22 protein-coding genes are annotated in these 22,727 nt (G+C 55.0%); 18 read left to right on the top strand and 4 right to left on the bottom strand.

The window, feature by feature from the left end:
- Positions 1–113: 113 nt before the first annotated feature.
- The 3 genes from HBOR_RS03460 to HBOR_RS03450 all read left to right on the top strand — a co-directional run bounded on the left by HBOR_RS03460 (position 114) and on the right by HBOR_RS03450 (position 2,702).
- Positions 114–485 (top strand): Hsp20/alpha crystallin family protein, encoded by a 372-nt coding sequence (locus HBOR_RS03460; RefSeq protein WP_006055115.1) that lies wholly within the window; start codon positions 114–116, stop codon positions 483–485.
- Positions 486–497: 12 nt separating this feature from the next.
- Positions 498–2,177 (top strand): ABC1 kinase family protein, encoded by a 1,680-nt coding sequence (locus tag HBOR_RS03455; protein ID WP_006055116.1) that lies wholly within the window; start codon positions 498–500, stop codon positions 2,175–2,177.
- A 90-nt stretch (positions 2,178–2,267) separates the two neighbouring features.
- Positions 2,268–2,702: a DUF5518 domain-containing protein gene (locus HBOR_RS03450; RefSeq protein ID WP_161609404.1), complete on the top strand. Its 435-nt coding sequence runs from the start codon at positions 2,268–2,270 to the stop codon at positions 2,700–2,702.
- A 19-nt stretch (positions 2,703–2,721) separates the two neighbouring features.
- Here the strand turns inward: HBOR_RS03450 and HBOR_RS03445 are convergent, their stop codons facing one another.
- The gene (locus HBOR_RS03445; RefSeq protein ID WP_129784997.1) at positions 2,722–3,273 is read right to left on the bottom strand and encodes a hypothetical protein; all 552 of its coding nucleotides are present in this window, start codon (positions 3,271–3,273) and stop codon (positions 2,722–2,724) included.
- A gap of 214 nt (positions 3,274–3,487) precedes the next feature.
- Between HBOR_RS03445 and HBOR_RS03440 the strand changes: the two genes are divergently transcribed.
- The 4 genes from HBOR_RS03440 to HBOR_RS03425 all read left to right on the top strand — a co-directional run bounded on the left by HBOR_RS03440 (position 3,488) and on the right by HBOR_RS03425 (position 6,809).
- The gene (locus tag HBOR_RS03440) at positions 3,488–3,862 is read left to right on the top strand and encodes a translation initiation factor IF-5A (RefSeq protein WP_006055120.1); all 375 of its coding nucleotides are present in this window, start codon (positions 3,488–3,490) and stop codon (positions 3,860–3,862) included.
- 5 nt (positions 3,863–3,867) lie between these two features.
- Positions 3,868–4,716 (top strand): agmatinase, encoded by an 849-nt coding sequence (gene speB / locus HBOR_RS03435; protein ID WP_006055121.1) that lies wholly within the window; start codon positions 3,868–3,870, stop codon positions 4,714–4,716.
- Between the two features lie 187 nt (positions 4,717–4,903).
- Positions 4,904–5,668 carry a Nif3-like dinuclear metal center hexameric protein gene (locus HBOR_RS03430; RefSeq protein ID WP_006055122.1) on the top strand — a complete coding sequence of 255 codons (765 nt, stop codon included), beginning with the start codon at positions 4,904–4,906 and terminating at the stop codon, positions 5,666–5,668.
- A 58-nt stretch (positions 5,669–5,726) separates the two neighbouring features.
- Entirely contained in the window at positions 5,727–6,809 is a 1,083-nt protein-coding gene (locus HBOR_RS03425; RefSeq protein WP_006055123.1) for a deoxyhypusine synthase, read from the top strand.
- Here HBOR_RS03425 and HBOR_RS03420 read toward each other — a convergent pair.
- Positions 6,806–7,846: a DUF2334 domain-containing protein gene (locus HBOR_RS03420; protein WP_241432348.1), complete on the bottom strand. Its 1,041-nt coding sequence runs from the start codon at positions 7,844–7,846 to the stop codon at positions 6,806–6,808. The genes HBOR_RS03425 and HBOR_RS03420 overlap by 4 nt on opposite strands.
- A 148-nt stretch (positions 7,847–7,994) precedes the next feature.
- Here HBOR_RS03420 and HBOR_RS03415 point away from each other — a divergent pair, with 148 nt between their 5' ends.
- From HBOR_RS03415 to HBOR_RS03370, 11 genes are all read left to right on the top strand, one after another.
- Positions 7,995–8,522 carry an SHOCT domain-containing protein gene (locus HBOR_RS03415; protein WP_006055125.1) on the top strand — a complete coding sequence of 176 codons (528 nt, stop codon included), beginning with the start codon at positions 7,995–7,997 and terminating at the stop codon, positions 8,520–8,522.
- Positions 8,523–8,668: 146 nt separating this feature from the next.
- Positions 8,669–9,739: a hypothetical protein gene (locus HBOR_RS03410; protein ID WP_241432349.1), complete on the top strand. Its 1,071-nt coding sequence runs from the start codon at positions 8,669–8,671 to the stop codon at positions 9,737–9,739.
- Between the two features lie 144 nt (positions 9,740–9,883).
- A complete protein-coding gene (locus HBOR_RS03405) occupies positions 9,884–10,492 on the top strand; it encodes a translation initiation factor IF-2 subunit beta (RefSeq protein ID WP_006055127.1) in 609 nt (202 codons plus the stop codon).
- Between the two features lie 495 nt (positions 10,493–10,987).
- Complete coding sequence (locus HBOR_RS20260) at positions 10,988–12,583, top strand: sensor histidine kinase (protein WP_006055128.1); 1,596 nt, start codon at positions 10,988–10,990, stop codon at positions 12,581–12,583.
- 173 nt (positions 12,584–12,756) lie between these two features.
- Entirely contained in the window at positions 12,757–12,951 is a 195-nt protein-coding gene (locus HBOR_RS19205; RefSeq protein WP_081457868.1) for a hypothetical protein, read from the top strand.
- Positions 12,952–13,147: 196 nt separating this feature from the next.
- Entirely contained in the window at positions 13,148–13,639 is a 492-nt protein-coding gene (locus tag HBOR_RS03395; RefSeq protein WP_013440481.1) for a hypothetical protein, read from the top strand.
- On the top strand, positions 13,639–14,571 hold the full coding sequence (locus HBOR_RS03390; RefSeq protein WP_006055130.1) for a tyrosine-type recombinase/integrase: 933 nt from the start codon (positions 13,639–13,641) through the stop codon (positions 14,569–14,571). The genes HBOR_RS03395 and HBOR_RS03390 overlap by 1 nt, the downstream gene beginning before the upstream one ends.
- 181 nt (positions 14,572–14,752) lie before the next feature.
- Complete coding sequence (locus tag HBOR_RS03385; protein WP_013440480.1) at positions 14,753–18,952, top strand: NACHT domain-containing protein; 4,200 nt, start codon at positions 14,753–14,755, stop codon at positions 18,950–18,952.
- Between the two features lie 79 nt (positions 18,953–19,031).
- Complete coding sequence (locus HBOR_RS03380) at positions 19,032–19,547, top strand: hypothetical protein (RefSeq protein WP_006055132.1); 516 nt, start codon at positions 19,032–19,034, stop codon at positions 19,545–19,547.
- A complete protein-coding gene (locus tag HBOR_RS03375; RefSeq protein ID WP_006055133.1) occupies positions 19,537–21,246 on the top strand; it encodes an SMC family protein in 1,710 nt (569 codons plus the stop codon). The genes HBOR_RS03380 and HBOR_RS03375 overlap by 11 nt, the downstream gene beginning before the upstream one ends.
- Positions 21,243–21,692: a hypothetical protein gene (locus HBOR_RS03370; protein ID WP_006055134.1), complete on the top strand. Its 450-nt coding sequence runs from the start codon at positions 21,243–21,245 to the stop codon at positions 21,690–21,692. Before HBOR_RS03375 ends, HBOR_RS03370 begins: the two co-directional genes overlap by 4 nt.
- A 3-nt stretch (positions 21,693–21,695) precedes the next feature.
- Here the strand turns inward: HBOR_RS03370 and HBOR_RS03365 are convergent, their stop codons facing one another.
- On the bottom strand, positions 21,696–22,109 hold the full coding sequence (locus HBOR_RS03365) for a hypothetical protein (protein WP_006055135.1): 414 nt from the start codon (positions 22,107–22,109) through the stop codon (positions 21,696–21,698).
- Complete coding sequence (locus HBOR_RS03360; protein WP_241432350.1) at positions 22,102–22,446, bottom strand: hypothetical protein; 345 nt, start codon at positions 22,444–22,446, stop codon at positions 22,102–22,104. Before HBOR_RS03360 ends, HBOR_RS03365 begins: the two co-directional genes overlap by 8 nt.
- Positions 22,447–22,727: the final 281 nt, after the last annotated feature.

Raw genomic sequence — 22,727 nt, 5'->3', positions numbered from 1 at the left:
GGGCGTCAGATTCGGTGTGTTTTGGGGTCGATTCCGGCGGCAGGGCCGCAAAGTAATCCGGCAACGAGCCGCCGACCGCGGCCTTTTTCGACCCGGCATCCGTACGCATTGGTATGTCTGCACTGCGGGACGCGCTTCAGGAACTTCCGGACGCGGTGTTCGCTGACCTGTTGGAGTCCGACGATGCGTACCTCCTCGTTTTGGATCTTCCCGGGGTCACTCCCGACACGGTGGAGGTCCGCGTCGAGAAGGGGCGTCTTGTCATCGAGGCGCGCCGCGACAAGCAACTTCCGCCCGAGTTCCGCTACGTCCGCGAGGACCGGTCGCTGTTTCTCGATGCCGAAATTCCGCTTCCGCCGGACGCGACGGGTGCCGGGGCCGACAGCGAGATAGACCGCGGGGTCCTCACCATTCGCTTACCGAAACGCGACGCCGCACCCGAACGGACCATCCCCGTCACCAGTGCCGACGACACCGAGGCCTGACCGCGCGGTGAGGTGGTGACGCTGGTCAATCTACGCTCATATTGGCGGTTTCTGGTCGTCGTCTACCAGTTTTTCCCGCTAATTGTTGCCTACGCCCGCGACCGTCGAACGTACCTCCTGTTCGGTGGTAGTCGGACCGTCACAGCCGAGATGCAGTCGAAACGGGCCGAGATACTACTCGACTCGCTTCTGACACTCGGACCGACGTTCATCAAACTCGGCCAACTGCTCTCGACGCGTCCGGACATCCTGCCGCCGCAGTACATCGACGTGCTGTCGAGTCTGCAGGACGATGTGCCGCCCGCGCCTTGGGAGGAGACAAAGCAGGTGATCGAAGAGGAACTCGGACCGGTTGACGAGGTGTTCGAGTCGTTCGATAACGACCCGATAAGCGGGGCGAGTCTCGGACAGGTGTACACCGCCCAGTACGACGGCGACGATGTGGCGGTGAAGGTTCGACGGCCCGGCATCGAATCGCTCGTCGAGGCAGACCTCCGCGTGATCCGGTGGTCGCTTCCGTTCATCATGCGCTTTATCGGGCAAGGGAGAGCGTTCTCTTTGGAGAACCTCGCCGACGAGTTCGCCAAGACCATCCGGCAGGAGATGGACTACAGCAGGGAGCGACGTATTCTCGAACAGATTCAATCGAACTTCAACGGCAACGGAACGATCCGAATCCCCAAACCGGTCGAAGAGCGTTCGGGACCGCGCGTGTTGACGATGGAGTATCTACCCGGAACGAAGATAAACGACCTGGAAACCATCGATATGGAGGGAATCGACCGGACGGAGTTGGCGACGCGACTCCAACGAATCTACCTCCAGATGATCATCGACGACGGCGTCTTTCACGCCGACCCACATCCCGGAAACCTCGCCGTGGACGAGGAAGGTCGCATCATCTTCTACGACTTCGGTATGTCCGGCCGCGTCGATCCGTTCGTTCAGGACAAGATTGTAGACTTCTACGTCGCTGTCGCCAACCAAGACATCGACGGCATCTTAGACGCGCTCGTTGAGATGGGGACGCTCTCGCCCGAAGCGGATCGGCGGGTCATGGGCGATGTGATGGAGTTAGCCATCGCCGACGCCCGCGGCGAGGACATCGAACAGTACCGCGTCCAGCAGATTATCGAGCAGGTCGAGTCCACCATCTACGAGTTCCCGCTTAGATTACCGCGAAACCTCGCACTCGTCCTCCGAGTGGCAACTGTCGTAGAGGGTGTCTGCGTCACCCTCGATCAGGAGTTCGACTTCATCTCAGTCGCCACGGACTACCTCCGCGAAGAGGGATACTACGAGGAGACGGCCAAAGAGATCGTCGCAGATACCGGACGACAGATGCAACGGACGACGGAAGCGATGTTCACCGTCCCGCCGAAACTCGACCGCGTCCTCGATAGCGTCGAACGCGAGAACCTGACGGTCAACGTCCGACTCGAGGACAAAAACAACGTGCTGGATAAACTGGCGCGCCGGATCGTCTACGGTCTCCTTCTCGCCGTCGGCGTCCTCTCGACGGCAATTCTCTATGCCTTCGACCAAACCAGCGTCGTCCCCGCTGCCGTCGCCGCGGCGTTGACGCTGCCCATTATCATCCAACTCTACCGGTCGTTCCGCAAAAAACGAGGCCTCAAAACGACGCCACAGTTCACTCGACAAAACATGCGGCAGCAGCGCGGCGAAGACTGAGACGGTCGGTTCTCTCCCATCGAGTATACTTATCAAAGCTGAGTTTTGGAGGCGGACGTTTATTGCGGATGGTAGTGTATCTTCCCCCCAATGACCCGCTGGCGGGCCGTGGTAGCCGGATTTGCACTCGCGGCATGCAGCGAAGCGATTGTGTTTTTATTGACAGGAAGGGTGACGCTTGTCGGTGGACTGGCCGGAAGCGCCTTCGCGGGCTACCTAGTTGGCCCAGATCCCGCCGACGGGGCGTGGCACGGACTGCTGTCTGCGCTCACGTGGGGCATCGTTCTCATCCCGGGCCTGGTCGCACTCGCCGTCGTCGGCGGCGGGACGCTTCCGTTCCCGTTCGAATATCTCGCTCCGTTGTTCGATACACCCGGTGAAGCGACGACGGGAGTACTCCTTGCGGTCACGCTCCCGAACGTCGCGGTGGGTATCCTCGGAAGTCTCTCACGAGAACGCGACGGACGCGACGAAGACGGGCCGGGTGGCGTGGACGGATGGTTAGATACGGAGAACGAAGCCTGAGTAACCAGCTATCGCGTACTTACGCGTGGTCCGCGCCGCTCTGTGGCCGTCGTCCCGTTCGGGCGATGCTGTTCCCGTGAGCGAGGTCGTACAGCGTGAATCCCAGGCGCGCCATCGACCGGTCGGCTTCTAATCGGTCGAGGTGCGCGCGGAGTTCAGCGGCGCTCTCTCCCGGACACACCATCCGGCCGTGATGCCCCGGATTTCCATCATCTTCAGCCGTCTGAAGACGGTTTCGGATGGACTGAATTGCGTCGTCCAGTCGTTGCTGTTCGTCCTCGTCGGCGGGCGGCGAGAGCGACGCGGCCAACGTTCGCTCCGCCGCGACGACGTCGCGGGGGTCGATATCGAGCGTCTCGGCCGCATCGCAGAGCGGCGGGACGTCGTACCCGAGACGACGGCGAACAATGCGGAAGGCGGCGACCGCCGACGGGAGGAGGCCGCGCCCTTCGTCGGGGTCGTACTCAGCGGCGAGGAGGCGGCGTGCGAGAGACTCTCCCTGCGGCAGACGAAGACGGTAGACGACAGTACTGACAGCGGCGTCGGTGCGAGCAGTCGTATCCTGCGGCATGGTTCGAAACTCTCCCTCCCCACCGATGTACTCTATCACGTGAATATCGTTAACACCGTTTCAAACAGGACAGACGTTCGTGTCGTTCGATAGCGGTTCAGCAGCGACGAGAGCGAGTCGTCTCGTCGTCACGTTCGTGACCCGTTCACGAGGGTGAACGCGGGGATAAACCGTTTCCAAACCGTTTATACCGGTCTGCCGATAACGCGCAGATATGCCTAAAGAACAGAAGCAGGTCCGCGAACTTCAAGAAGGTAGCTACGTGATGATGGATGAGTCGCCGTGTAAAATTAATGCGTACAGCACGGCCAAACCCGGCAAGCACGGCAGTGCAAAGGCCCGAATCGAGGGTAAGGGCGTCTTCGACAGTAAGAAACGCTCGCTCAGCCAGCCCGTTGACGCGAAGGTGTGGGTGCCGATCATCGAGCGCAAACAGGGACAGGTCGTCTCTGTGACGGGCTCTGACGCGCAGATCATGGACCTCAGCACGTACGAGACGTTCACGATGCGTATCCCCGAGGACGAGGACCTCTCGCCCGAGGACGAGATCGAGTACCTCGAATACGAAGGTCAGCGAAAGATCGTCTAATCGGGATGTTTCCCGGGGCAACCGCATCACGTGACGACGCCGCGTACGTCGTCGTGGGCGCCCCGCTGGATATCTCGACAACGTTCCGACCTGGGACCCGATTTGGTCCCGAGAGAATCCGGCGGTTCGCCCGGACGTTCGACGACTACGACCGGCGGACCGACCTGCACTTTTCCGACTGTTGTGTCCACGATGAGGGCGATATCCACCCGTGGGACGACGCCCAAGAGTACGTCGAGTGGGTCGCTGGAACACTCCGAGACGTACGATTCGACGACGCCGTTCCGCTTCTCCTCGGCGGCGAACACACCGTCACCTACGCCGGTGTAGACGCCGTCGAACCCGACGTGTTCGTCTGTCTCGACGCGCATCTCGACTTACGATCCGAGTACGACGGCAACGAGTGGAGTCACGCGACCATCACTCGACGCGTCCTCGACACTCTCGGCGCCGAGGAAGCGATCATCCTCGGTGCGAGAACCGGGTCGCCAGAGGAATGGGACCGCGCCGAGGCCGAAGACGTGACCGTCGTCGCTCCCGAAGCCGTTGCCGATTTCGACTTCGGTGACCGCTTGGACGGGCGATCAGTCTACCTCAGCGTGGACATCGACGGCGCGGACCCCGCGTTCGCGCCGGGAACGGGAACACCAGAACCGTTCGGGATGGCTCCGCGAGAGATGCGCGACGTAGTCCGAACCGTCGCACCCAACGCAGACGGCTTCGACGTTGTCGAGGTGAACGACCGCGACGACGGCCAAGCCGCGTCATTGGGTGGGAAGCTCCTCCGCGAGTTCGTCTTTTCGCACGCGAGCGCCGACGACGAAGGTGGCCAAGACGCCGAAAACGCGGAATAGAGAGCTAAAACACCGAAAACGCGGAGTAGCAATCCAAGACACTGGTATCACGGCCGGTGCCACTCTGCCCCCGTCGTTCTGTTTGGACGTTTGTCATCCTTGCTCTGCGAGCGTGTCGGCTCCTCCCCCACAAGCATCCGAACCAACGGGATACAAGCCACGGGCGGTCCACGAGTCGCCTATGACGATGGACCGCGCCGACGTAATCGCACGGTACGACGAGAAACTCGCCACCGACGCGTACGCGGACGTTGACGCTAGCGCGAACGGGCTACAGGTCGGGAGCGAGTCGGGGACAGTCGAACACGTCGCCTTCGCCGTTGACGCCGCCGAAGCAACCATCGAAGCGGCGGTGGAGGCGGGCGCGGACCTCCTCGTGACCCACCACGGCCTCATCTGGGGGGGACTGGACCGCGTGACCGGGCAGGAGTACGACCGTATTGCACCGTTGGTCGAAAACGACATCGGTCTCTACGTCTCGCATCTTCCGTTGGATGGCCACCAATCGCTGGGCAACGCCGCGGGCGTCGCGGACCAGCTCGAACTGGAGGCCCGCGAACCGTTCGGAGAGATGGGTCCAGTCCACATCGGACAACGCGGGCAGGCTTCTCAGCCGTACTCAGTCGAGAAGCTTCGTGAGGCGTTAGACGAGTTCGACAACGGCGGTACTCCGACGCAGGTACTCGACTTCGGCCCCGACGAGATTTCCGAGATTGCAATCGTCACCGGTTCCGGCGTCGATTGGCTCTCGGAGGCCGAGGCCGTCGGTGCGGACGCACTCGTAACCGGCGAGGGGAAACAGCAAGTGTACCACGAGGCGCGCGAGGCAGGCCTGAACGTCTTCTTGGCGGGACACTACGCGACTGAGACGTTCGGTGTGCGTAACCTCGCGGCGCTCGCGCAGGAGTGGGGACTAGAGACGACGTATCTGGACTTCCCGACCGGATTGTAGGCGGCGCGATTTGGCGCGGACCGCGACCACTAAACAGACGGGATGCGCACCGAGAGATATGAGCGACGACGGTCACGAGGATACGGACGACCACGACGAATACCACCCACCACACCGCGAGGAGTTCCACGAGAACCCAATCGGTCACGCACAGGTCCGTGGAGGCATGAGCGTCGGCGAACTCGCGGGCGAGTACGGCAAGGCGGGCATCGGTGCGGCGAACCTCCAGCGTGCGGTGGACGTGTACGCCGAAATGATCGGCAGAGACGACGTGACGAATCTGTTCGGTCTCGCTGGCGCGATGGTACCGGCAGGGATGCGTCAGATTGTCGTTGACCTCATCCGAGAGGGCCACATCGACGCGCTCGTCACGACGGGGGCGAATCTGACTCACGACGCTATCGAGGCTATCGGCGGCAAACACCATCACGGGCGGGCGGAACCGCACGATCCGCATCCAACGAACGAGGACGCAGAACCGACGGGTGAGACGCTGCGCGACCACGACGAACACTTGCGCGACGAGCAAGTAGACCGCATCTACAACGTCTATCTCCCGCAGGAGTACTTCGCCCTGTTCGAGAGCCACCTCCGCGAGAACGTGTTCCCCGAAATCGAACGCACGGTGTCGATTCGGGAGTTCACCGCCGAACTCGGGCGGGCGAACCTCGAACGCAATCGAGCGGAGGGAATCGAAGAGGACGCCGGCATCGCCGCCGCGGCCTACGAACACGACGTGCCCATCTACTGTCCGGCGATTCAGGACTCCGTGCTGGGCATTCAGGCGTGGATCTACTCGCAGACGTCCGAGTTCACGCTGGACGCCCTCACGGATATGACGCATCTCTCAGACCTCGCGTTCGAGGCGGAGAAAGCTGGAGCGATGGTCGTCGGCGGCGGCGTACCGAAAAACTACGTCCTCCAGACGATGCTGACCATCCCTGACGCGTACGACTACGGCGTCCAATTGACGATGGACCCCGATCACACCGGCGGGCTGTCGGGCGCGACGTTAGACGAGGCCCGGTCGTGGGGGAAACTGGAGAAATCCGCCAAAAACGTCACCGTCGTCGGCGACGCCACCATCACGCTCCCGTTCGTCGCCGCCGCGGCGCGTGAACGTGCCGACGAGCGGTTCTAACGTTCCGATTCGAGGACGCGCCACCCCTCGTCCGTTCGTTCCATCGTCTCGTTCGAGAGACGTGACCCGACTTCTCCGACCGTCATGAAGCGAACACCGTCGTGTGACTTCGCGTAGCGGAGCAGTGCTCGGAGATCACTCCGACGTTCCGCGGTGTCGAAGTGAGGGTAGTGAAGCATCATCGCATACGTACCTCCCTCAGCATACGCCTTGTCGAAGTCTGCGCGCAAGTCGGAGCGAGACTTCGTCTCCATTGTCGTCCAGTTTGCCACATATCCCGTGGTATTACCGACGTGAACAACATTACTCGCTCGGAACACACCTCGTTCGCCGTAGTAGGGTTCAGTGAACCACGACCCACCGGAGATAACAGTGAGATTCGACGCAGCCACCGCCCGCGTCGTGTTCTTGTCATAGGTATTCATCGGCGGGACAAACGTCGTTGGCCGGACACCCGTACACACCGTAAGTTCCCTGGTTCCGACTGTTATCCACTCCTGCTGTGTCTCGGATGGGACGGACCCAAACTCACTGGCCCCGTAGAACTCCGTTCGCTTCTCGTGAGTATAGCCGTGGAGAGCGAACTCAAACGTGGTAGGGTTGTCACGGCGAAGCTCGCGGAGGTAACTGCACGTCTCCTTGGATGAGGAAATGGGCTCGCCGCCGGGGAACGGGATGACTGCGTTCGTCACCGGGACATTCTCGTCAGCGAACACGCGGTCAACCGCCTGCATCGTCGTCGGGTCAGGGTTCGGTTTGATATCGTCATTCCGGAAGACGGCGACGAGTTGGTACTCTTTCCACGTAGTGTTCGCCGCGGAAGACGGACGTGGGGTCGTGGTTGGTGCAGCGGGCGTCTGTGTTGCGGCATCCGCCGTCGCATCAGGTGTCGCAGCCGGCGGCGATGTCGAATCCGAAGTGGGGAACAACCAGTTAGTATCGAGAAAGGTGACACCACCGACGCCGACGCTCGCCCCGATGACGAGGACGACGAGGACGACCACCGCTGAGCGGAGGCGTCGCGCGGGAATACTCATATCGAAAAAGAGGTCGTAATCCGCGGGGATGAGTATAGACATCCTATCGAGTGTATCGTGTGACCCGAGACGAGACGAAAGAAACGAAACGTGTCATTACGCACTATTATCCGATAGATATAGCCGGGTCGGGAACGGACACGGTCACATGGTCCTCCGGAATCGACTGGTACTGGTGTCGTTCCTGTCGCTCCTCGTCTCAGGGACGCTCGCGGTCGTTCTCCTCGCGTACGCCGCCGTCGTTGTCGGCGGTGCGTTCCTCAGCGGGTCGCTCGTCACCGTACTCCTCGACCTCGCCTTTCCCGAACTCCCCGTATTCGCCCTCTCAGTCATCGTTGCCGTCGTCTCATCCGTTGGGGTCGTCTACGGTCTCGCCCGACAGGCGTCGCTCCCCCGTGGTGGCCGAGTCGAGTCTATCGCCCGGCGCGCCGAGCGGATGTTCCCCATCCTCCGAATGTTCGGCGTCGCCGACGTGTTCTCCGAACCCGAACCGACGCCCGAAGAACGAAGAGAGGACGCGCTGGCGTCGCTGAAACGGCAGTACGTCGAAGACGAAATCACCGAAGCGGAGTTCGAACGGAAACTCGATAGATTGGTGGCAAACGATTCGGTGGACGATGCGCGCGCCGAGCGCGAACGCGCCGCCGTCGTCGATGAAGACCGGTATCGACGCTGAGTGAAGAACCGATATCGACGCTAGACCAAACGCGGCCCGTTCGAAGATCGGCCTGCTGGAGATTTCTGTCAATTAGGCATAACAGTAAAATCAAGATTGATACTCAGGCCGGAACAGTATTTTGCCCCTATCATTGAGATCTGATGATGAGAGAGGGGTCGATACACGAGGTGATATCGAATGCGTCAGCAGTAGATGTCGCCTCGTTGGTACAGCGACTCTGGGAGGAGCGGGGATACGAAACGACTCTCACATTCAGTGGCCCGGATATACACGTCGAAGCGGTAGGGGAGACAGACGAGGGGGCCACACGGACGGTTCGGACGTGGGTCGATGCCGACGGCGCGACGGAGCGACAGTTGCGCGTGTTCGTCAACGCCTGCGACCGCGACGAGGTGGAACCGCACGTCGTCGCCGCCAAGACCGGTCTCAACTCGGGGGTCATTCCACCGGGAATCGCAACGTTCGACGCGAGCGGTCTCGCCGTGGAACTGCGCGAGGCGGGTGTCGAACCCGAAGATGATGAGACGACAGAGGAAGAACAGGAAACCGACTGGTTAGGTGAACCCGTAGACGGTGACGGTGACGACGCCGACGACGATGAAGAGGAGACAGAGGAGATCGACCGTCGAGAAGCGGTGAAGACGGTTGCATCGTACGTTCTCGTGGGTCTCGGCAGTTATCTAGCCGTCGAGCGACTGTCGGACTACGTGCAGTCGTCGCCGGAGGCACGGGCCGCTATCCGCCGCCATATGACCGACTTGCGCGGGCGACTACCGAGGATGGATGTCTCGTTCGACCCGAACGTGACGAACCAGACCCGGATGAACGAAGCGATGCCGAGTCGGCAGTCCGCGTCGGGGGGCGACCGTCCGGCCAACGCGACGCGCATTCCGTATCACGAGTTGGCGGCCGACACCGCGGCATTCAGCGGCGACGCCGTTCGATACGAGGGGACAGTTGATAGCGTGAAAGAACGCGAAGAGACGTTTCAGATTGACCTCCTCGTGGCCGAAACGGAGGCCGACGAGTGGACTGACGCGGTGGCCTGCCGGTGGGAAATCGGGACGCTGTTCGACGACTCGATGAGCGTCCGTCTGTTGGAGAACGAGACGGTGACCGTCTGGGGCGTCGTCCGCGGGAAGACACGAGCGACGCGCTACGAACGCGCGCTCCCACTGATCGAAACACTCGATATCACTCGAACCGGCGGGTGAAGAGCCTGATTCAGGCCGAATCTGTCGGACCCCCAGAGAAAGTGCTGAGAGGCCCGTATGACGGAGTTTTGCTCCCATCGCCGGCGTGTCCGCGTTAACCACGGCACACGGAACGGCTTTAGGTCCGCACCCATTCTCGTGCGTATGGACTACGCAGATTCTCTCGACAGAGCGTTCGACACACTTCCGGAGCGAAACTACGAAGAGTCACGCCTCAGCGTTCCCGACCCCGAAGGCGAGACAGACGGCGCGTTCACCCGACTGACCAACCTCGGGCAGATCGCTGACGCCCTCGGGCGCGAAGCGAGCCATCTCCACCGAAACATCCAGCGAGAGCTCGGGACGAACGGCCAGTTCGACGGTGACCGTGCCCGATACAACGGGTCGTTCAGCGTCGCAAACTTCGAGGCGGCCATCGACGAATACGTCGCCGAGTACGTCACCTGTACGGAGTGTGGCCTGCCGGACACGCGTCTCGTCACCGAGGACGGCGTGGACATGCTCCGTTGTGAGGCGTGTGGTGCGTTCCGGCCGGTTCAGAAACAGGCCGCGAAAACGCAAACGCAGACCGGACCCGCCATCGAGGAGGGCAAGACGTACGAACTGGAGATTACCGGCACCGGTCGCAAGGGTGACGGGGTTGCCGAGAAGGGCAAGTACACGATTTTCGTCACCGGTGCACGCGAGGGCGACACGGTCCGCGCGATCATCGAACGTACCAGCGGAACGCTCGCTTTCGCTCGGAAGGTATAGTCGCGCCTGCACGTCAGCACGCGTCTCATCTGTTCGATACCGTGCGATCGGATGACGACTCCGCTACAGATGCGACGAGAGAGCCAAACCACGAGAGGGCCTGCGGCCACGTTACGTCGTGACGCGTTCCTTTTTGCGGACCTCCCTTGGGGTGCGAGAGAGGGCGGAAGTCAGACGTTGTCGGTCTCCGAGCGTGCCCGTCTGATGGAAGATAGAGACATTGCTGTACACGGATCTCCCGTAGATACCATGCAAGCAGCGGTCGTCGGCCGATGCCGTCTGTGAGTCGGCCATCCGTCCACCCATCATCTATTGGTTACTGCCCCAGAATACCAATTAACATAATTATTGTCTGAGTTCGTACAGCAAATTACCCCACCACTCGACAAAGTGTACTTTCCGCCCACAAAGTAACCGAATACCACCGTCGCAGTAATGTTTGTTTTCTAACTTGTTGCCGAAATTTATATCACGAAGCCGGCGTCAGGTACGCCAATGAGGGGGATCTCGGCACGCACTGGGGGTTGGTTTGTCATCTGTATCGGTCTGCTCCCCAGCCTGTATCACCTGTACAACACCATCGGACTGTTCGCAGAACCAGCGCAGTTGACTGTGGAGTTGTTTCCGCTCGTTCTATCAACTTCGTTACTATTCGTTGGTGTGCTAATAACCCGTGGGCAGTTCGTCGGAAACCAGTTTGTGGGGCGGATACTGGCGTGGATGAGCGCCGGCGTCGTAGCGCTCACGATACTCGGCGGCTGGGTGTTCGTCGCCACCGTCATCCGAGGATTTCCGTTGATAGACCCAGTGGTCCCGATGCTCAACGTTGCAACGGCTGGGGCGCTCATCGGGTTGTTGGTCGGTGTCTACGATGCTCGGGGGTTGGAGCAACAGCGTTCTCTAGAACAGTTGAATCGCATCAACGACACGCTGCGAATCGCAACCCAAGAGCTCGTGAGCAACTCCGAGCGATCTGCGCTCGAACAGGCAGTCTGCGACCGCGTGATCGAATCAGGCCCGTACGACGCCGCGTGGATTGGTCGATACGACCCAACTGACTCGCGCGTTCGACCCGTTGCGTGGACTGGATTCGACGAGGAGTATTTTGAATCGCTCGTCGTCACCGTAGACGACGACCCGACCGGCAAGGGAGCAGGAGGCCGAGCGATCAAGAGCGGCGAGATACAGTGTATTCCGAACGTATTCGAGGACCCGACGATGCAACCGTGGTGGGATCAGTTCGAGGCGCTCGATGCCGAATCGCTGGCAGTCGTGCCGATACGTGACGACGAAACCGTGTACGGTCTCATCAGCATCTATGCGGACCGACAGAACGTCTTCGACGAACGTGAAAAGGAGGTTCTTTCAGAACTCGGAGACACGATTGGTCACGCAATTACTTCGATAGAAACCCACGAACAACTCGCAGAACGCGAGCGCGAACTGGCACGACAGAACCAACGGTTAGAGGAGTTCACAGGGGCTGTTTCACACGACTTGCGCAACCCGCTGAACGTCGCGGAGGGCTTCCTCGAACTCGCACAGGAACACGGCGACGAACAGTACTTCGACCGAGTCGCAGACGCGCTAGCGCGCATGAACGAACTCATCGAAGACTTGCTGACGCTCGCACAGCAAGGAACGGCAATCGATGAGTTCGACAAGGTACCACTCGAGACTGTCGCCGAAGATGCCTGGGAGACGGCCGGGTCGCCGTCAGCAACGCTCAGACTGCTCGATGACCTCAGAACGGTCGCGTGTGACCGAAGCCGACTGCGCGAGTTGTTCGAGAACCTGTTCCGAAACAGCCGCGAACACGCAGGGTCAGACGTCACTATCATCGTCAGGCCGATAGATTCCGGGTTCGCCGTCGAGGACGACGGACCCGGTATTCCGGCCGCTGACCGTCAGGAAGTGTTCGAGGCGGGATATTCGACGAACGAGGACGGAACCGGGTTCGGACTCAACATCGTCAAGAGCATCGCCGAGGCTCACGGCTGGACGGTGTCGCTCGCGGAGAGTCCCGACGGTGGCGTCCGGTTCGAGTTTACCAACGTCGAGATGATCGAGTCGGAACCGCTCACGTTCTGAAACACTCCACTCTATCGCTCGCCAGCGGGTGAGAAACAAATCGTCAAATTGTACAGTAACATTTATTATGTTTGTCTTCGGATGTGTTGATACCTCATGTCGGTCGTATCTGTACGCGAATAACTGTTTTCCGGCCGTACAGCCATCAGACCGTCCCACAACACCATTCACACGTGAGCACACATACCCGACACGCGACCGAACCAAAGCCGACGCCCGAGACGACAACCACAGCCCACACGCCGAACTCCGCTGAACGCTCTGGGTCGTGGGTGGCTCAATGCCAGTCACAGTTCGACGCCGGCCGCACGGACCGGCTCCACAATCTCGCCGACGAGGAGAACCACGCGATGCCGGACGGGGTTTGACACGTAGTTCGAGCGGACTCTCGGAATGCTCTTGACGATGGCTCCGGTACCTCCGCGTGGCCGATGACGACGGCACCGTTCCGAACCGAACTAGGCACTCGGTAGTGACGAACCCTATGAGTGCCGAGGCCTTCAATACAGTACTAGACTTATAAGAATAAGTTTACATACGTTTACTTGGAGGATTGATCTTTAAATGACTGGTTGGAAATCGTCCAGTGGCATCAGTGATGACACTTCGTTGGTGAAGCTCTACCCGCCGGAAACCCACAAAGAAACGTGGAAAGCAGAGGCCGAAGAGCGCGGTACCTCGATGATCCAGTACCTCCAAGACTTGATTCAGGAGGCTCGGTACCTCCGAGAACAAGGTCAGTTGAAACTCGGTGACAAACGAAAAGTCGAACAGTTACAGCAGAGGGTTGAGGAGCTTGAGCAGCAGCTTGAAAGCCAGTCATCCAACAGGGTAACCTCCCAGACTCAAACGATCGATGAGGAACTGGTTGAGAAGATTCTGTCTGAGAACTACACTCCGTTCGACCAACTTCTCGAAGAGTTGTTGAAGCAGCCGGAGTTTCGGAGAAGGGTTCGTCTTGACTTGGAGACCGGTCTCTACAAACTCGGAGACGAAGCAAGGGTGGTGTTCCGGCGTGGTAAAGGCTGGAAACACAACTCAGGAGGTGACAAGTAATGGGTGATGACTGGTACAAAACCCGGTTCGAGAACAAGCACGACTCGATCAACGAGTTCCTTACAAGCAAGACCACGACCGGTAGAAGCCATCGGACAATCAATGAGTACAGCCGGACACTTCAACGGTTCTTCCACGAACACTTCCCCGAACTTGACCCGGAAGACGTCGAAGTACACCACGTTGAACAGTACCTGAGAATACTCGTAGAACGAGACTTGGCACAAAACACCAAACGCCGCTACCTCGAATCACTCAGCAGCTTCTACGCTTGGGCAATGAAACGACCCCGATACGAAGACATCACCGGGAACCCTGCCGCGGTCGTACTCGAAGAAGTTCCTAAGCAGATCCACGACCGACCTGACTGCGCCACATGGGAAAACGCTGAGAAGATTGTTCACGCTATCGATGATCCGCGGGACAAGACCGTGGCAGTAGTACTCGCTAAAACCGGGTGCCGAGTCACAGAAGCACTCACCATCACACGCGAAGACCTACTGCTCGAAGACGGTTTTATTCGGCTTACCAACCGGAAAGGAGGCAAAACCACCGTCATACCCGTTGACGATGAAACAGTGAGAATGATTCAACGCCTCCAGTTCATCGACCAGAACACCTCGGAATACCTGTTTGCCTCCAGTCGAACCGGAAACCAGCTAACACGGGAAAGAATCCGGCGGAAAGTCAGGGAGGCAGCCGTTAAAACCGGGGTCATGGAAGAAGGCGAAACACGGTTCCACAAAAAATTCACACCACACACCTTCCGAACCGTCTTCACCACCCTCATGAGAAACCAAGGAATGCCCGACCACATCCTCCAATACATCCGAGGCGACTCCGAGTCAGAAACCATAGACATCTACACACGCATCGACCGTAACCAAGCACAACAAGAATACCTACAAGCCATCAAACCACTTCACCTCTAAAAGAACCGGAATACACCACTTAGTCGCACCCCTGTTTCGAACCTGGCTCAAACCTGCGAGTCAGACCGGTTCAAATTATTCTACCCTGATTCCAAGCCTTCAGTCGACCAAACTATTATACTCAAACCTGTCTCAGAACCAGACACTTACTTGAAACACAAGCACGAGTTGGATTACGTCCATGAGCATTTCTATCAACTTTAACAATATTAGACCGGTTGAAACTTCCCGCAGGAAGGGCTTCGAGGAACTCTGTAGCCAGATTGCACACCAATTTGAAGACATATCTGGTTCATGGAAATATACCCGTATTGGCGACCCAGACGCAGGAATCGAATGCAAATGGGAGTCCCCGGAAGGAGATGTATGGGGTTGGCAAGCAAAATACGTAGATAGAATCGATAATAGCAGCCTATCACAAGTCGACAGATCTGTTAAAAAAGCACTAGACACCTATCCAGGACTAACCAAGTATTTTGTATGTGTCCCATGCGACCGACCTCACAGCCCGCGTAAAGGGGTTAAGACCGCACTTGAGAAGTACAATGACCGGAAGGAGAAATGGGAAAGGTGGGCGGATGAACGTGACATGGATGTGGAGTTCGTTTTCTGGGGTCAATCCCGACTATTAGAACTCCTAAGTAAGGAGAAGCACAAAGGTCGGCTCTACTTCTGGTTCAACACAAACCAACTAACTGGATCCAAATTACGGTCAGAGCTAGAAGAAACGATTTCTAATGCTAGTGAGCGGTACACACCAGAGCTTCACGTTGATATCAAAGCATCGGATATTTTTGAGCCATTAGGGAGAACCCCAGCTTTCGTTGGGGACGTTAAAGATCGTTTAGATGCTCTCAGTGAGGAAGCAAGTAGCTTGTTCACCCAGAGAAGTATTGAGGTGTTGAAGCAGGCTGATGAGGAATCTTTTCATGAGTTACACGATGCAATAGAACAGATACCAGTCCTTCTCCAAGATATTGAACAGGTGGATACAGACATCCCTATTCAAGAGTTAGTTGATACTCTTGAACAGGCAGAGCAAGCGATCAGTTCACTGGAACCGGAGCTTCGAACTCTCAAAGAACAGGCAGAGGAAGAACAGGATTCAGTAGGTACAACAGAAAAACATACCCTGAATCGTTTCCGTCAAGTCCAGAGTGAAGTATACAGCTTTCAAAGATATGTTCAATCGAAGGATTTGCAGGTAGCTCAGGACCCTGCTTTGAAGTTGCTTGGGGAAGCAGGGATGGGGAAAACACACCTGTTATGCAATGTCGCTAAAGACCGAATTGAGGAAGGTTACCCGACTGTATTGTTGCTCGGCGAGAACTTCTATAACAGGAATATTTGGACGCAGATTATCGAACGGTTTGGATTGACTTGTGGTACTGAAGAGTTCTTAGGTGCCCTAGATTCTCTCGGAGAATCACGTGGTGTTCGATCTCTCATCATGATCGACGCTTTGAATGAGAGTTCTGATCCACGGATGTGGTCGAGACAGCTTCCAGGAGTGCTACGGAAGTTAGAGAACTACCCACATATCGGGATCTGTGTTAGTTGCCGCACCGGCTATGAAAACCGAGTATTCGAAAGTACTGAGGACGACCTCATCGAAACCAGACACTATGGCTTCAGAGAAGTTGAGTACGAAGCTGTTCGAAAGTTCTTCGACGCACACGGGATAGACCATTCCTCGATCCCGGTTCTGAAACAAGAGTTTCAGGTCCCGTTGTTTTTGAAGCTGTTCTGTGAGAACTTGGAGAGACAGGGAAAGAGCCGGGTTTCTCACGGTCCTGAAGGCATTAGCCAGATATTTGAAGGATATATTGATGGTGTCCACGAACGGCTCTGGCGGGAGCTACAGTACGATCCGAGCGATAACAAGGTAAGAACTGCTGTTGAAGCGCTGGCTCGTGAAATGGCTGAAGAGGGAGGCGGCACCAAACGCTTGCCCAAGGATAAAGCAAAGCAGATCGTCAATGACTTTCTACCAGGAAGACGCTACCCAGAGAGTCTATACAGGCATATCTTGAGTGAGGGTGTGATTTCAGAGGTTGTCCAGTTTGATGAGGATGCAGGAGAAGCGGTTAGATTCTCGTATGATAAGTTTGCAGACCATATGTTGGCACAGCAGTATCTCGACCTCTACGTGGACGGTGATTTCAGGGATGCTCTATCCGATAGTGATGAGTTGCAGGAGGTATTTGACGACCCATTCCGGTATTCTGGACTGATTCAAGCGCTATCGATCCATCTTCCTGAGCAACATAACGTCGAAATATTCGATTTCATTGATTCAGAGGCGATTTTGATTCCGTTCATTAAGAGTCTGGGTTGGAGAGATCCCCAAACACTGATCGATTCGAATGGCGATATTAGTCAAGAAGTCACGGATTATCTTTGGAGCGAAATCGGGGAATTAGATGAACTATATGAACTCTGGCGGGTTCTCCTTACGTTAGCAACGAGTTCAGAGCATCCATTAAACACAGAATATCTCCACGGCATCCTGATGGAATATGGTGTTCGTGGAAGAGACCACGATTGGTCTAGGTTCCTGCACGAAGAATTCGGTGAAGATACTTCCGAGGTATTTCGATTGGTTAACTGGGGTTTCTCTCTGGAGAACAATCCAATTGAGTCAATCGAATTGAAGCGGTTGATCTCGGTTACCTTATCTTGGTTCCTTTGCTGCCCCAACAGATTTCTACGGGATAGATCTACCAAGGCGATAGTCAATGTCGTAGGTTCCGACCTTGAGATCTATATTGACTTGATTGAACGCTTCCGAGGTGTGAACGATCCATACATTTTGGAGAGAGTTTATGCAGCAGCCTACGGTGGGGTTCTCCGAAACAGAACGGAGAACTCGGTAACAGACATTGCTGACACTGTATTTGAACTGGAGTTTGAGGATGGTGATCCAACGCCACATATCCTGACAAGAGACTATGCTAGGGGAATCATTGAACTGGCAAACGACAAGTCTGATACCTACAGTGTAGACCTTGATAAGATTAGACCGCCGTATGACAGCTCGTTCAGTATCGGTATTCCAAGTCCGGATGAGTTACGAGATCAGGTAACAGAACGGTTGGAAGATGCAGATACAGATCTTGAATCCAAGTTTTGGATTGGTTTAGTGGGATCTGACTTTGAGGGAGGCGGTTTCAGTGATTTTGCTCGGTACGTTGTTGGAACGAATAGTGACAGCACTCATGTACACGGTTATGACATCTCTGGTGACGAGGCTCTTAGATGGATTACGAAAAGAGTGTTTGACCTTGGTTGGCATCCAGATTCGTTTGGTGAATTCGACCAGTGCGTGAACTGGAGGTTGCGAGCAGGAAGGGGGACTCGGAAACCCGAGAAATTCAGTAAAAAGTACCAGTGGATTGCTTACTACGAGTTCGTCGCTTGGATAACGGATGATTGCGAGTTCACCGACTCAATAACGGATACCCCCTATAGTGGTCCCTGGACAAACTGGGATAGAAACATAGACCCCTCTGTACTAAATCCTGAACCAGAATCTGATCTGTCTATTGATCAAGTCCCGAATTACAGTCTTCGTATTGGTGATGTAGGAACTGAAGGGTGGGTCTCAGATGACCAAGAGTTTCCTGAGATACCCAATTTGTTGGAAATATCTATCGATGAGGAATCATGGTTACCGCTGCATGGAACATACAATTGGGGAGAAAAAGAGAGTCAGGAGTCTGATGCCGAGCGGAAGATTGTCTTCTGGATAGATTCCGTTATCGTAGATGCAGAAGACAAATCAGAATTGCTGGCATGGGTTAGACAGAACTGGGTTTCGAGCGATAGTATTCAAAGTGGGTTAGTTCGGTTAGCCACTCTGACTCAGGTCTTCAGAGGGGAGTACCCATGGCACCCAGTTGTTGATGATTGGTTAGAGGACGCCGGTCAAGCTATCAGAGGATCTCCTGTTGACACCGAAAAAACAATAATCGACCTCCATTGGGAAGCCGAGTATGACTGCTCGATAGACGAATCGTATGGAATGTTCGTGCCATCACCATATCTCTCGGAACTACTTGAAATGGAATGGGTTGTTGGTGAAAAGATGTTCATGAACCAGTCAACAAACCCAGTTCGGATTGCCGACGTTTCTGAGTCAGATGGACTGCTCGACAGGGTGAATTCATTGACAATGATCGGAGGAGATAGCAACCTCCTACAGGAACTAACTCAAACAGGTTTGTCCATAGTATGGCTTGTGCAAGGCGAGAAAAGAATATCTACAGGAACTATTAGCGGCAATGAGTTCGGTAAGAGCCAGATCAGAGGTGTCTATTCACTTAATGAAGATGGAGAATTCACTGGGGAGATTGAAAGCGACTTCCACGCTTGGGACTGAATTATACTAACTGTCGAAGTGTCAGATTCACTCCGGTGGAGGGAAAGTTATCTAACTCTTTGATGTTGATAGTTGTTTTATGCAGCTTGGTAAGCAGATTCAGCAGAGTTGGGGTGCTCTGTTTCTATTCATATATGCCGCTGGTTTTCTCTACTTGTCGTCTTTCGAATTGAGCAAGCCTGTTCACCTTTTTGCTGCTGGTGTTCCTTCTGTTTTCCTGGTTTTCCTTAGCGTGGTTTTCAATGATGGTTTGATGGAGTTTTTCGCGGGTGATGTTATTGAGGAGAGTTTCAACCGCATCGATGGACGAACGGGAGATGATGAGTTCTACTGGGATGCTGATCAGGATACTCAGGACCGTATAGATCGAATGGATGGCAAAGCACACCGCCACTTGGTAACGGTTCTTTCTGGTCTGTTGATCGGGGTTTCTCTGCCATTTGCCGTGAATGATTTGTATGGCTTGACGTATGCCGTTTTTTCGTTGATTGGATCGCTGGTCGTGATTTACTTATTCAGTTATCGGGAATATCGGAATCTCCGACAGGTAGTTAAAAGCTCAGTAAAATTGTACGACATAACCGATGAAGATTGACTCCCTGAACATCGAAGAGTTCGCTAGCGGCGAGCACCGAGGCATGGAAATCGAATCAGTAAGCAGTGATTCTCATCTGCTCAGGGGAGGAAGCCGAACCGGGAAAACACTGACTTTCAACGCTATTCTCTACAATCTTCTTGGAGCAAAGCACACTATCGATTTAGCGACCGGTCGACAAAACGAGGTTGAACTCGAATTCACGAACGACAGCCGATTCTTCCGAGGCAACCCAGAATCAGAGTACGAACGAGAAGATGAAACACTGGATGGCTCGAATGCTTCTGAAGCCTTCTCCGAGGACCTCGGGGATACTACTCTGCTGAAATCTCTTTTTGTCCACTCTCATATTGGTAAGATGCCTTTGGACGAGTTGAGTCGAGGTCAAAGAACCAAACTGATTCGGAGCGTTACCAACCGAGAGCTGGAGCAGAGGATTTCCCGGCTGGAAGATGCCGAGGAACAACTAAGCGAACTCGTTGTAGAGACGAAGGATACGAAAAGACGGCTCTCTGAGGAGAAGTCCGATCTTGACCGACAGGTCAGTGATTTAGAGTCACAGAAAGAGAAGTACGACCGACTTGAGTCACAGATTGAATCAGGTGAACTGGCTAAGCTCAGCCAACAGTTGAGGAGAGATGAAGAACTGGAGAACAGGCTTGATGAGTTATTCAAGGAAAAGGAGGGTTTGCGTAAGCGTCTTCGAAAACTGCATCGGAAGAAGAGGAAACAGGAGAACTACGAGTCCGAGGTTAACGATATTATTGCTGAGGCTGTCAATGATTTTGTCTGTCCGACCTGTGACCGCAGGATTACAACTGAGAAAGCAAAGAACAGGATTCAACGCGGTTACTGTCCTTACTGTGGTCGGAACCACTCTCTGGAAGGATTGAAGCAGCGTCTTAGCCAGAAAATCGAGGAGTCCGATGATCTGCTTGATGAGCTGAAAGAAGAGATTGAAGAACTGCAAGACCAGCGGGACGAAGTCTCTAACCAGATTGGCGAACTAAAAGAGGAAAAACCCGAGCTCGAAGAGTTAGACGGATTCACCAAACGAAGGCTGGACAACTATGACCACAATATCCAGCAGATTCAGGACCACGTCCAAGAAGAGTTAGAATCTATTTCTAGCAGTTTGGACGAACTCAAATCTGACCGACAAAGTCTAGAGGAGAAGGTTGAGGAGATCAACCGGAAGTCTAAGGCATATTCTGAAGCACATAACCATGCCTCTGAGATGGTCGAAGAACTGACTGAACAAAGCTTTGAGGCTGGTATTCAGGAGTTCAGTGAGGCTTGGGAAGAAGCGTACAACCAGATGAATTCAAACCTGCAGCTTGGAATCAGTATTTCCGAGGAGGGTCGAATTCAATTCCCTGGTAGGAACAACCTGCGCGAGTATGATAGAGGAGGTAATCTGAGTGGCTCGGAATTTCACCTACTGAATATATCCTTTGCTTGTACCCTGAGTCGTTTTGCAACTGAAAACGGTGTTATCGAGTGGGATACTATTGTTTTAGATGAGCCGTTTTCGAACCTTCAGGAGGAAGAGAACAGAGATGCAGCCCTAGAGTATATTCTATCTTTGGACAAGCAGATGATTGTAACCACCTCTAATACCTCGATTGACTCCCGGTTTGATCAAGTGGAGATCTTGGAACGGGAACCGCTTCAAACCAAATTAGGTGACTTCCTATGAAGGAAGAAATTGGAGACGAAGAGTTACATACACGGTTGATGATGCTATCCGAGTTCGACGGCGAGATTGAAGGACGGTTGAAGTTTCACAAGTCGCTATACCAGTACCGAAACTCGAAATCTGACTCTGATGATTGGTCGTTCAGAAGGGAAGAGCACGGTCCACTCGACCCCGGTTTTTCGAGTAGGATGCAGTCGTATGAGGACTTGGAGATGGCTGATGTTGACGAGGACAGGGAGCCCCATCGTTTCCGGATTACCGGGAAGGGAGAGAGGTTTGTTCAGGGGTTGTCAAAAGGACTCTCAAAACTCAAGGACGGGTTCGACGAGAAACAAAATGCGATGAGAAACGTTGCGTCGAGGAATAAGGGACGTACAGGCTCCGAGATTGAGAAGGATGAGGACGTACAGAGAGCTAAAGAGGAGCCATACCAGACCGACGTTTAATCCCTATAGTTTTTCCACGACTTGCTGTCTGAAGGTATTGAGCGAGTTTTCTAGCTGTCTGATATCGGCTTCGAGTTGGTGGGTTTTTTTCACGAGTTCTCGGTGGCTTAGGTTTTCATACTCGTCAAAGCCGTCTGTCTCTAATTGTTCGAGGTGTTGTCTTCCTTTCTCGGTGAGAGCGGCTTGTTTGGGATGTTGGAAGACTCGTTTTTGACCGTTGATTATCCGTTCGACGGTGCCTTCAGGTTTTGAAACCTTTAGAAGCCCGAGATCTTCGAGTTTTTCGAAGGCGTAGGTGACGTGGTAGTTTTCTAGAGTGGTGGCTTCGGTGATTTTCTGGACGTCGTCGTTACCCTGGTCTATCTGGTTGAGTACAACCTGGTCTTTCTCACGGAGGTTTTCGAGTGCTTCAGTCATCGGGTTCTAAGAGGACGCAGGTTTCCCCGAGTGTTGTACAGTATCCGTCTTCTTCTCGGTAGAGACAGAACTGTTCGAGCTCGCTTCCTGGGAGGGTTTCGAGTTCAGGGCATTCGGATTCTACCGGTTCATTGGACGCCTCTAACTGTTCTTCGCTGATTTCGATAATCAGGTACTCTCCTGTTTTCAACCTACTTGTGTCGGTGAATTCACCGTCTTTAGTTGAGTAGTGGCTGTAGTTGCCGGAAAACATTCGGTCCTTCAACTTCTGTTGAGGCTGTTGGCCGAGGGTCCAGTACAAGATTACCCCTCTCAGGGGATGATGGTCCTCAGTCATTCAAACCAAAAGAATAAGAATACCGAATCTACTTCAATATGATGTTTGACATCAATTGAAATGTGGTGTCTCGTTTGCTACTACTCGATTGCCTGCTTCTGAATAATGTAAGATATGAATGATTTATTTCAGAATATGAAGACGAAGATGAGTATAAGGAGCCGTTAGCGGCATGGGCAGTTCTCTTACTACCGGATTGGTGGTGGGAGGCATACGATATCAAAGAAGATGGTCTGTACTTTGGCCGAGTTAAATCTCCGAATACCTACGACCGTTGGGAA

It is taken from the genome of Halogeometricum borinquense DSM 11551, assembly GCF_000172995.2.
Taxonomy (GTDB): domain Archaea; phylum Halobacteriota; class Halobacteria; order Halobacteriales; family Haloferacaceae; genus Halogeometricum; species Halogeometricum borinquense.
Note: the sequence above shows the minus strand (reverse complement) of the source record. Positions and strands in the feature narration are given on the sequence as shown.